The sequence below is a fragment of the Pseudomonas sp. ZS1P83 genome (assembly GCF_054897825.1).
In genome coordinates, this window is record NZ_CM142706.1 from 1973890 (window position 1) to 1985603 (window position 11714).

The following is an 11714-nucleotide window of genomic DNA, read 5'->3' on the forward strand; positions in this document are numbered from 1 at the left end:
TCGTTGACATGGATCAAGTTTTTGCGGGGTTGGCCTCTCTAGTCTGCCGCCATGGCTAACTGACTGGAGAGCATTTTGAATCAACCGCATGTACGACAAGGCTTGGTGCTGGGCATGAGCACACTGGCCTTCACTGTCTGTTTCATGGTCTGGATGATGTTTGCCGTGCTCGGGGTGCCGATCAAGGACCTTCTCCAGCTCAACGAAACCCAGTTCGGCCTGCTGGCCGCGACCCCGGTATTGACCGGCTCGCTGGTGCGTTTGCCACTGGGCCTGCTGACCGACCGTTTTGGCGGGCGCGGTGTGTTCTTCCTGCTGATGCTGGCCTGCGTGGCGCCGCTGTACCTGATCAGTCACGCCACCGCCTACTGGCAGTTCCTGGTGCTGGGCTTGTTCGTCGGCCTGGCCGGCGGCTCGTTCTCGGTGGGGATTGCCTACGTCGCCAAATGGTTCGACAAGGAGAATCAGGGCTTTGCGATGGGCATCTTCGGTGCCGGTAACGCCGGGGCTGCCGTGACCAAGTTTCTCGCCCCGGCACTGATCGCTGCCGGCAGTTGGCAGCTGGTGCCGAAAGTCTTCAGCGCGATCCTCTTTATCACCGCGCTGTTGTTCTGGTTCTTCAGCGTCGAAAACAAGGACCACCGCAGCGCCACCGGCGCCACGTTGCGTGAGCAATTGAGCTCGCTGAAGGACCCGGCGGTGTGGCGCTACTGCCAGTACTACTCGATCGTCTTCGGTGGCTATGTCGCCCTCGCGCTGTGGATGACCAAGTACTACGTGCAGGAATACGGTTTCAGCCTGCAAAGCGCGGCGCTGCTGGCGGCCTGTTTTTCCCTGCCCGGTGGCGTGCTGCGTGCTGTCGGCGGCTGGTTGTCGGATCGCTGGGGTGCGCAAAGCGTGACCTGGTGGGTGTTGTGGGTCAGCTGGATCTGCCTGTTCCTGCTTTCGTACCCCCAGACCCAACTGCAAGTGCAAACGATCAACGGCCCGGTGGATTTCCACATCGGCCTCAATCCTGCGCTGTTCACCGTACTGCTGTTCGTCATGGGCATCGCCTTCGCGTTCGGCAAGGCCTCGGTCTTCAAATACATCGCCAATGACTACCCGAAAAACATGGGCGCGGTGTCCGGCATCGTTGGCCTCGCCGGTGGCCTGGGCGGTTTCGTGTTGCCAATCCTGTTCGGCGCCCTGGTGGACCTCACCGGCGTGCGCTCTTCCTGCTTCATGTTGATGTACGGCGTGGTCTGGGTCTCCCTCACCTGGATGTACTTCAGTGAAATACGCAAAAGCCCGGTGCTGGGTAAAGCGCCGCTGCTGACCCCATCCCCGATTTCCAGCATTGCCTTAGGAGAAGAACATGTCCGTTCTGCAAAAGCCTGACAAAGGCCCGGTCATTCATGACTGGCGCCCCGAGGACCCAGCATTCTGGGGACGTAGCGGCAAACAGACCGCCACGCGCAACTTGTGGATCTCCATTCCTGCGCTGCTGCTGGCCTTTGCGGTGTGGATGGTCTGGAGCACGGTGATCGTGCGTTTGAACGCCATCGGCTTCACCTTCACCACCGACCAGTTGTTCTGGCTGGCGGCGTTGCCGGGGTTGTCCGGTGCGACCTTGCGCGTCTTCTACTCCTTTATGGTGCCGATCTTCGGTGGCCGTCGCTGGACCGCCCTGAGCACTGCGTCGCTGTTGTTGCCATCGATCTGGATGGGCTTCGCCGTGCAGGACCCGAGCACCTCCTACAGCGTGTTCGTGTTGATTGCCTTGCTCTGCGGTTTTGGTGGCGGCAACTTCGCCTCGAGCATGTCCAACATCAGCTTCTTCTATCCCAAGTCGCAGCAGGGCACAGCCCTTGGTCTCAATGCCGGGCTGGGTAACCTGGGCGTCTCGGTGATGCAGTTCTGCGTGCCGCTGGTGATCACCTTCGGTGTGTTCGGCTTCATGGGCGGCTCGCCGCAAGCACTGCCGGATGGCGGCCAATTGTGGTTGCAGAACGCCGGTTTCATCTGGGTGCCGTTCATTGTCTTGGTGACGGTGCTGGCCTGGTTCGGCATGAATGACCTGTCCAGTGCCCGGGCCTCGTTCAGCGAGCAAGCGGTGATCTTCAAACGCAAGCACAACTGGCTGATGTGCTGGTTGTACCTGGCGACCTTCGGTTCGTTTATCGGTTTCTCCGCCGCGTTCCCGCTGCTGATCAAAACCTCCTTCCCTGACGTCATCGCCTTGAAATTCGCTTTCCTCGGCCCGTTGGTTGGCGCGCTGGTGCGTCCGTTGGGCGGCTGGCTGGCGGACAAGCTTGGTGGCGCGAAGGTGACCTTGTGGAACTTCGTGCTGATGATCGTGATGGTCTTCGGCGTCTTGCACTTTCTGCCGCAGAACGGCACCGGCGGCAACTTCTACGGCTTCCTCGGCATGTTCATGTTGCTGTTCACCACCACCGGTGTGGGCAACGGCTCCACCTTCCGGATGATCCCGGTGATCTTCCGCACCCAGCATGAAAAAGCCTCTGCCGGCAAACCACCCGCTGAGCGCGAACAAGCGTTGAAGAACGCCGGCAAAGAGTCGGCCGCGGTCCTGGGCTTTAGTTCGGCCATGGGCGCCTTCGGTGCGTTCTTCATTCCCAAATCTTTCGGCACTTCGATGGCCCAGACCGGCGGCCCGGAGATGGCCTTCTACATGTTCGTCGGCTTTTACCTGAGCTGCATCGTGGTGACGTGGTGGTGGTACGCGCGCAAAGGCGCGGCGACACCCTGCTAAGACGACCCGAATCCAACCATTGCGTGGGCGGGGCACAGAACCCCGCAGCAAGCCTGAGAGGACTACACCGTGAGTCATTTACTGGATCAACTGAAGTTTTTCAATCGCAAGCAAAACGAGTTTTCCGACGGTCATGGCGAGACCCGCAAAGAGTCTCGCGACTGGGAGAACGTCTACCGTTCGCGCTGGCAGTACGACAAGATCGTGCGTTCCACCCACGGGGTGAACTGCACCGGTTCCTGCTCGTGGAAAATCTACGTCAAGAACGGCCTGATCACCTGGGAAACCCAGCAGACCGACTACCCGCGTACCCGTAATGATCTGCCTAACCATGAGCCCCGTGGCTGTCCCCGTGGTGCCAGTTACAGCTGGTACATCTACAGCGCCAACCGGCTCAAGTACCCGAAAATCCGCAAGCCATTGCTCAAACTCTGGCGCGATGCGCGGCAGACCATGGCGCCGGTCGAAGCCTGGGCCAGCATCGTTGAGGACAAGGCCAAGGCCGACTCCTATAAAAGCAAGCGCGGCATGGGTGGCTTCATTCGCTCCAACTGGGAGGAAGTCAACGAGATCATTGCCGCGGCCAACGTTTATACGATCAAGCAGTACGGCCCCGACCGGATCGTCGGTTTCTCGCCGATTCCCGCCATGTCGATGGTCAGCTATGCCGCGGGTTCGCGTTACCTGTCGCTGATCGGCGGCGCCTGCCTGAGTTTCTATGACTGGTACTGCGACTTGCCACCGGCCTCGCCGATGGTCTGGGGCGAGCAGACCGACGTACCGGAATCGGCCGACTGGTACAACTCCAACTACATCATTGCCTGGGGCTCCAACGTCCCGCAGACCCGCACCCCGGATGCGCACTTCTTTACCGAAGTCCGCTACAAGGGCACCAAGACCGTGGCGATTACCCCGGATTACTCGGAAGTCGCCAAGCTCACTGACCTGTGGCTGAACCCGAAGCAGGGCACCGATGCGGCGCTGGCCCAAGCGTTCAACCATGTGATCTTCAAAGAATTCCACCTGGATAAGCCGAGCGCCTATTTCACCGATTACGCCAAGCGCTTCACCGATTTGCCGGTGCTGGTGCTGCTCAAACAAATGGTCGACAAGGCACCGGGCGCGGGCTATCAGCCGGACCGCTTCTTGCGCGCCAGTGACCTGACCGACAACCTCGGCCAGGAAAACAACCCGGAATGGAAAACCATCGCCCTGGATGTCAGCGGTGAACTGGTGTCCCCTCAGGGTTCCATCGGTTATCGCTGGGGCGAGAAGGGCAAGTGGAACATTCTGCCTCGTGAAGGTGGCGAAGGCCGTGAGATCGATCTGAAGCTGAGCCTGATCGGCGATGATGTCGCCGAAGTGGCGTTCCCGTATTTCGCCGGCGAGTCCCACGAACACTTTCAGCATGTGGCCGGCGATGCCGTGCAATACCGCCGCGTGCCGGTGCATAACGTGGTGCTGGCGGACGGCAGCGTAGCCAAAGTCGCCACCGTGTTCGACCTGTCGGCCGCCAATCTGGCGATCGATCGCGGCCTCGGCGGTGACAATGTCGCCAAGGATTACGACGACGCCTCGGTGCCAGGCACTCCAGCCTGGCAGGAGCAGATCACCGGCGTGAGCCGCGAGAAAGCCATCCAGATTGCCCGTGAGTTCGCCGATAACGCCGACAAGACCAAGGGCCGCTCGATGATCATCGTCGGCGCGGCGATGAACCACTGGTACCACATGGACATGAACTACCGCGGGCTGATCAACATGCTCATGCTCTGCGGGTGTGTCGGCCAGACCGGTGGCGGTTGGGCGCATTACGTCGGTCAGGAAAAACTCCGTCCGCAATGCGGCTGGCTGCCCCTGGCGTTCGGCCTGGACTGGAACCGTCCGCCTCGCCAAATGAACGGCACCAGCTTCTTCTACGCCCACAGTTCGCAATGGCGTCACGAGAAAATGAGCATGCACGACGTGCTCTCGCCGCTGGCCGATAAATCGCAGTTCCCCGAGCATGCCCTGGACTACAACATCCGCGCCGAACGCGCCGGCTGGTTGCCCAGCGCGCCGCAGCTCAACACTAACCCTTTGCACATTTGCCGCGACGCTGCTGCTGCCGGCATGGACCCGAAAGACTACGTGGTCAAGTCGCTGCAGGACGGTTCGCTGCGCTTCTCCTGCGAACAACCGGACAGCCCGGTCAACTTCCCGCGCAACATGTTTATCTGGCGTTCCAACCTGCTGGGCTCCTCGGGCAAGGGCCACGAGTACATGCTCAAGTACCTGCTCGGCACCAAAAACGGGGTGATGAACGAAGACATCGGCCAGGTCGGCGACTGCAAACCCGAAGAAGCCGAATGGGTGGACGAGGGCGCCATCGGCAAGCTCGACCTGGTCACCACGCTGGACTTCCGTATGTCCTCGACCTGCGTCTATTCCGACATCGTGTTGCCGACGGCAACCTGGTACGAAAAAGACGACATGAACACCTCGGACATGCACCCGTTCATTCACCCGTTGTCAGCGGCCATCGACCCGGCCTGGGAATCGCGTTCCGACTGGGAAATCTACAAAGGCATCGCCAAGGCGTTTTCCAGCATGTCCGAAGGGCATCTGGGCGTTGAGAAGGACTTGGTGACCATCCCGCTGATGCACGACAGCGTCGGCGAATTGGCCCAACCGTTTGGCGGCACCGACTGGAAAAGCGCTGGCGTCGCACCGGAGCCGGGCAAGAACGCGCCGAACCTGCATGTGGTGGAGCGTGACTACCCGAACATCTACAAGCAGTTTTCCTCGCTTGGGCCATTGCTGGAGAAACACGGCAACGGTGGCAAGGGCATCAACTGGAACACCGAAGACGAAGTGAAATTCCTCGGTGAACTCAATCACAAAGAAGGCGATGCCGGTATCAGTCAGGGTCGGCCGAAAATCGACACGGCCATCGATGCTGCTGAAGTGATTCTGTCCCTGGCGCCGGAAACCAACGGCCAGGTTGCCGTCAAGGCCTGGGCTGCGCTGTCGGAATTCACCGGCATCGACCACAGCCACCTGGCGCTGTCCAAGGCCCACGAGGCAATCCGTTTCCGCGACATTCAGGCGCAGCCGCGCAAGATCATTTCCAGCCCGACCTGGTCGGGCCTCGAAGACGATCACGTCAGCTACAACGCCGGCTACACCAACGTTCACGAAGGGATTCCATGGCGCACCATCACCGGTCGCCAGCAGTTCTATCAGGATCACCCGTGGATGCAGGCGTTCGGCGAGCAACTGATGAGTTATCGGCCGCCGGTCAACACCCGCACCATCGAAGGGGTGAAAGGCAAGCGCAGCAACGGCGAGATCGAAATCGTCCTGAACTGGATCACCCCGCACCAGAAATGGGGCATCCACAGCACCTACAGCGACAACTTGCTGATGCTCACCCTCAGCCGGGGCGGGCCGATTGTCTGGCTCTCGGAGAACGATGCGAAACGCGCCGGTATCGAGGACAACGACTGGATCGAGTGCTTCAACATCAACGGTGCACTGACCGCCCGGGCGGTGGTCAGCCAACGGGTGAAGGACGGCATGGTGATGATGTACCACGCTCAGGAACGGATCGTGAACGTGCCCGGTTCGGAAACCACCAAGACCCGTGGCGGCCACCACAACTCGGTCACCCGGGTGGTGCTCAAGCCGACCCACATGATCGGTGGCTACGCCCAGCAAGCCTACGGTTTCAACTATTACGGCACGGTCGGTTGCAACCGCGATGAATTTGTCGTGGTGCGCAAAATGTCCAAAGTCGACTGGCTCGATGGTTCGTCCGGCGATGACCTGCCGCGCCCCCTGCCGACCGATATCGAGGAGAACTGAGATGAAGATTCGCTCACAAATCGGCATGGTTCTGAACCTGGACAAGTGCATCGGTTGCCACACCTGTTCGATCACCTGCAAAAACGTCTGGACCAGCCGCGAAGGCATGGAATACGCCTGGTTCAACAACGTCGAATCGAAACCCGGGATCGGCTACCCGAAAGAATGGGAAAACCAGGACAAGTGGAAGGGCGGCTGGATCCGCAATGCCAATGGCACGATCAACCCGCGCATCGGCGGTAAATTCCGCGTGTTGGCGAACATTTTCGCCAACCCGGACCTGCCGAGCCTCGACGACTACTACGAACCGTTCGACTTCGATTACCAGCACCTGCACACCGCGCCGCTGGGCGAGCATCAGCCCACCGCGCGCCCGCGCTCGCTGATCTCCGGCAAACGCATGGAGAAAATCGAGTGGGGCCCAAACTGGGAGGAAATCCTCGGCACCGAATTCGCCAAGCGCCGCAAGGACAAGAACTTCGACAAGATCCAGGCGGACATTTACGGCGAATACGAAAACACTTTCATGATGTATTTGCCGCGCCTGTGCGAGCACTGCCTCAACCCGACGTGCGCAGCGGCTTGCCCGAGCGGGGCGATCTACAAGCGTGAAGAAGACGGCATCGTCCTGATCGACCAAGAGAAATGCCGTGGCTGGCGGATGTGCATCAGCGGCTGCCCGTACAAGAAGATCTATTTCAACTGGAAAAGCGGCAAGTCCGAGAAATGCATCTTCTGCTACCCGCGTATCGAAGCCGGGCTGCCGACCGTTTGTGCGGAAACCTGCGTCGGACGCATTCGTTACCTCGGTGTGTTGCTGTATGACGCCGACCGCATCAGCGAAGTGGCGAGCACCGCCAATGAGCAGGATCTGTACGAGAAACAACTGGAGATCTTCCTCGACCCGAACGATCCAGCGGTGATTCGTCAGGCCCTGGAAGATGGGGTGCCGCAATCGGTGATCGACTCGGCGCAACGTTCGCCGGTCTACAAAATGGCCGTGGACTGGAAACTTGCACTGCCGCTGCACCCGGAATATCGCACCTTGCCCATGGTTTGGTACGTACCGCCGCTGTCGCCGATTCAGAATGCGGCCACTGCCGGCACCGTCGGCATGAACGGGGTGATCCCGGACGTCGACAGCCTGCGTATTCCATTGAAGTACCTGGCCAACCTGCTGACGGCGGGCGATGAAAAACCGGTCAAGCGTGCGCTGAAACGCTTGCTGGCGATGCGCGCCTACAAACGTTCCGAGCAAGTTGATGGCGTTCAGGACCTGCAAGTGCTGGCGGATGTCGGCCTGAGCGTGGCCCAGGTCGAGGAGATGTATCGCTACCTGGCGATCGCCAACTATGAAGACCGTTTTGTCGTACCTAGCGCCCACCGTGAAGACGCCATGAGCGACGCCTTCGCCGAGCGCTCCGGGTGCGGCTTCAGTTTCGGCAGCGGCTGTAGCGGCAGCTCCGACAACAACATGTTCGGCGCCAAGAAAGCCAACCGCCGCGACATCCTGAAAACCGTCCAGTTGTGGGAGGAATGAGCATGCAAATTCTCAAAGTGATTTCGCTGCTGCTCGATTACCCGACCGAGACGCTGATTGGCGGTCGCGACGAGCTGGAGCAAGCGATCATCCAGTCACGGGAAATCAGCCCTAAGCAGCGCGGTGCGTTGTTCGAATTGCTGGAAGTGATCTGCGCCAATGACCTGATGGACGGGCAGGAGCACTACGGTGCGCTGTTCGGTCGGGGGCGCTCGTTGTCGCTGCTGTTGTTCGAGCATGTGCACGGTGAATCCCGTGACCGTGGCCAGGCGATGGTCGACATGATGGCGCAATACGAAGCCGCCGGTTTTGCCATCGGCGTCAAGGAGCTGCCGGACTATATCCCGCTGTACCTGGAGTTCCTTTCCACTCGCGAAGACATCGAGGCCCGCGAGGGCCTGGCGGATGTTTCGCACTTGCTGGCCTTGCTCGCGGCGCGTCTGGAAGAGCGCGAAAGCGCCTATGCCAGCTGCTTCCGGGCGCTGCTGCAAATTGCCGGGGCCGAGCCCCATCAAGCGGTTGCCGACCTGCGGGCGCAAGTCGCGGCGGAACCTCGCGACGACTCCCTCGAAGCCCTCGACAAGATCTGGGAAGAGGAGGCCGTGGACTTTCTCCAGGCCGAACAGCAGGACCGTTGCAGTTCGCTGCCAAGCGCGCCGGGTAAGGCCCGGGAAGAAAGCGCGGTGCCGTTGCACTGGGTGGATTTTCAGCATGAAGGGCTGGCCGTCGTGCCAGCCAAGGAGGTGGGCAATGTCTAAATGGAACCTGTTGTTGTTCGGGGTCTATCCCTACGTCGCCCTGGCGGTTTGCCTGATTGGCAGTTGGGCGCGCTTCGATCTGTCGCAGTACACCTGGAAGGCTGGCTCCAGCCAGATGCTCAATCAGCGCGGCATGCGCGTGGCGAGCAACCTCTTTCACATCGGTGTGTTGTTCGTGCTGGCCGGGCATTTCGTTGGCCTGCTGACCCCGGCGTCGATTTATCACCATGTGATCAGCACTGAGAACAAGCAGTTGCTGGCGATGGTTTCCGGCGGATTCTTCGGTCTGTTGTGCCTGATTGGCCTGCTGATGCTGGTCAACCGGCGCCTCACCGATCCTCGGGTACGCGCCACCTCCAGTCCTTCGGACATCCTGATTCTGCTGGTACTGCTGGCGCAATTGCTGCTCGGTCTGCTGACCATCGTCGCATCCACCGGGCACATGGACGGCTCGGTGATGGTGATGCTCGCCGATTGGGCGCAGAACACCGTGCTGTTGCGACCGATGGAAGCGGCGGCGTCTATCGCGCCGGTCGGGCTGACCTACAAGTTGCATGTGTTTCTCGGTTTGACCCTGTTTGTGCTGTTCCCCTTCACCCGTCTCGTACACATGATCAGCGCACCGATCTGGTACCTGGGGCGTCGTTATCAAATCGTTCGTCAGAAGTACTGAGGAGACAATCATGTCAGGTGGATGTGGATGTGGTGGTGGTAACGGGGGCAGCGGTGGCTGCGGTTCTTCCAAACAAGTCGTTATTGATATCGCGCCGGTCGCAGAGGCGCAGTTTGAAGCACTGCCGGTTGAGCCCGCGGCGATCGATGACGCCCCGGCGCAGTTGATCGCCAGCAGTGAACAGGAGTGGCCGATCATCAGCGTCAACGAGGTGTCGATCACCCCGGAGGCGATGGCTCAGGAGCTGCAATATCACCCGGCCGAAAGCCGTGAGGAGGCGGTCTATCTGGCCGCCAGGGCGCTGGTGATCCGCGAGTTGTTGCAGCAGCGCATCACCGAACTCGGTGTGGCGCTGGAGATTGGCGCCGGTGAGAACGAAGAAGAAGCGGCCACGCGCCTGCTGCTCGAACGTGAGGTAAAAGTGCCTCAGTGCGACGAGGAAACCAGTCTTCGTTACTACGAAAACAATCGCGGGCGCTTCCACAGCGCGCCGTTGCTGGCGGTGCGGCACATCCTGCTCGAATGTGCACCGGACGATGTCGAGGCCCGCGAGCTGGCGCATGATCAGGCACAAATCCTGCTGCAGCGCCTGGAAGAATTCCCCGGCAGTTTTGCCGAACTGGCGGTGAAATATTCGGCCTGCCCGTCGAAGGCTCAGGGTGGCTCTTTGGGACAGATCAGCAAGGGCCAGACCGTGCCCGAACTGGAGCGTCAGTTGTTCACCCTGGCACCGGGGCTGGCCAGCAAACCACTGGAAAGCCGTTACGGCTGGCATGTGGTCAGCGTCGATCAACGGATCGAAGGCATGCCGTTGCCCTATGAAGTGGTGTCGACGGCGATCCGCACGCAGTTGCAGCAAGGCGTGTGGCAGAAAGCACTGGTGCAATACCTGCAAACTCTGATCGGAGCGGCGGATATTCGTGGCATCCACTTGCAGGGCACCGACTCACCGCTGGTGCAGTGAGCATTGGGCAAACCGGGAGAAGTGATGAACGTTGTGATGCAGGATGGTTTTGGGCGGCAGATCGATTATTTGCGGATGTCGGTGACGGACCGGTGTGATTTTCGTTGCGTGTATTGCATGGCGAAAAACATGACCTTCCTGCCACGTCAGCAGGTACTCACCTTGGAGGAATTGCAGCGCTTGGCGACGCTGTTCGTTGGCCTGGGTGTACGCAAAATCCGTCTGACCGGCGGTGAGCCGCTGATCCGTCCCGGCATTGTCGAACTGTGCCGCAACATCGCCGCCTTGCCCGGTTTGCGTGAACTGGTGATGACCAGCAACGGCTCGCAACTGGGCCGTCTGGCCCGGCCGTTGGTCGACGCCGGGGTCAAGCGGATGAACATCAGCCTCGATAGCCTCGACGGGCAGAGGTTTCGGGCGATCACCCGCAATGGTGACCTCGATCAGGTGCTCAACGGCATTGAAGCCGCGCGGGATGCGGGCTTCGAACGGATCAAACTCAACTGTGTGGTGATGAAAGGGCGCAACTTCGATGAAGTCCTGGGGTTGGTGCAATACGCCATCGATCAGCGCATCGATATCAGTTTTATCGAGGAAATGCCTCTGGGCGATGTCGGTCGTTCACGGGGTGAATCGTTTTGTTCCAGCGACGAAGTGCGCACGCTAATCGCCAGCCGGCATCGGTTGCTCGACAGTACCGAAAACAGCGGCGGACCGGCGCGCTATGTGCGTCTGGAACGCTATCCCGAGACCCGGATTGGTTTCATCTCACCCAATAGCCACAACTTCTGTGGCAGCTGCAACCGGGTGCGGATGACCGTTGAAGGGAAGCTGTTGCTGTGTTTGGGCCAGGACGATGCCCTGGATTTACGCGGATTGCTGCGGCGTTATCCGCTGGATGATCAACCCGTGATCCTCGCAGTGCAGAAGGCCTTGCGCGGTAAGCCATTGCGCCACGATTTCAGCCCGGAAGGTGAGGTGCAGATTTTGCGGTTCATGAACATGAGTGGTGGTTGATCCTTGATGTTAATGCCGGTCAGTTCTGGCAGCTGCTACAGGGAATATGTGAAGCCAGAGTTTCTTAACCCACTGGAATTAGCCGCCGCTGGCGGTTTTTTTTCGCCGACAAATCTTGATATCGATCAATTGCAGATCAGCACATTGTCCGTAGTCTTCACCGT

The 11714-nt window shown here is 60.0% G+C and carries 8 protein-coding genes; all 8 read left to right on the forward strand.

The window, feature by feature from the left end:
* The first annotated feature begins 75 nt into the window (after positions 1–75).
* The 8 genes from ACYZT0_RS09515 to moaA all read left to right on the forward strand — a co-directional run bounded on the left by ACYZT0_RS09515 (position 76) and on the right by moaA (position 11550).
* Positions 76–1380, forward strand: coding sequence for an MFS transporter (locus ACYZT0_RS09515; protein ID WP_462045597.1), 1305 nt, complete (start codon positions 76–78; stop codon positions 1378–1380).
* Complete coding sequence (locus ACYZT0_RS09520; RefSeq protein ID WP_462045598.1) at positions 1358–2755, forward strand: NarK family nitrate/nitrite MFS transporter; 1398 nt, start codon at positions 1358–1360, stop codon at positions 2753–2755. The genes ACYZT0_RS09515 and ACYZT0_RS09520 overlap by 23 nt, the downstream gene beginning before the upstream one ends.
* A gap of 69 nt (positions 2756–2824) precedes the next feature.
* A complete protein-coding gene (locus tag ACYZT0_RS09525; protein WP_461972142.1) occupies positions 2825–6598 on the forward strand; it encodes a nitrate reductase subunit alpha in 3774 nt (1257 codons plus the stop codon).
* A 1-nt stretch (position 6599) separates the two neighbouring features.
* Positions 6600–8138 carry a nitrate reductase subunit beta gene (gene narH, locus ACYZT0_RS09530; protein ID WP_462045599.1) on the forward strand — a complete coding sequence of 513 codons (1539 nt, stop codon included), beginning with the start codon at positions 6600–6602 and terminating at the stop codon, positions 8136–8138.
* Between the two features lie 2 nt (positions 8139–8140).
* A complete protein-coding gene (narJ, locus tag ACYZT0_RS09535; protein WP_462045600.1) occupies positions 8141–8896 on the forward strand; it encodes a nitrate reductase molybdenum cofactor assembly chaperone in 756 nt (251 codons plus the stop codon).
* Positions 8889–9569, forward strand: a complete 681-nt coding sequence (gene narI / locus ACYZT0_RS09540) for a respiratory nitrate reductase subunit gamma (RefSeq protein WP_449643733.1) — start codon at positions 8889–8891, stop codon at positions 9567–9569. The genes narJ and narI overlap by 8 nt, the downstream gene beginning before the upstream one ends.
* A gap of 10 nt (positions 9570–9579) precedes the next feature.
* Entirely contained in the window at positions 9580–10533 is a 954-nt protein-coding gene (locus ACYZT0_RS09545) for a peptidylprolyl isomerase (RefSeq protein ID WP_462045601.1), read from the forward strand.
* Positions 10534–10557: 24 nt separating this feature from the next.
* Positions 10558–11550: a GTP 3',8-cyclase MoaA gene (gene moaA / locus ACYZT0_RS09550; RefSeq protein WP_462045602.1), complete on the forward strand. Its 993-nt coding sequence runs from the start codon at positions 10558–10560 to the stop codon at positions 11548–11550.
* Positions 11551–11714 lie beyond the last annotated feature (164 nt).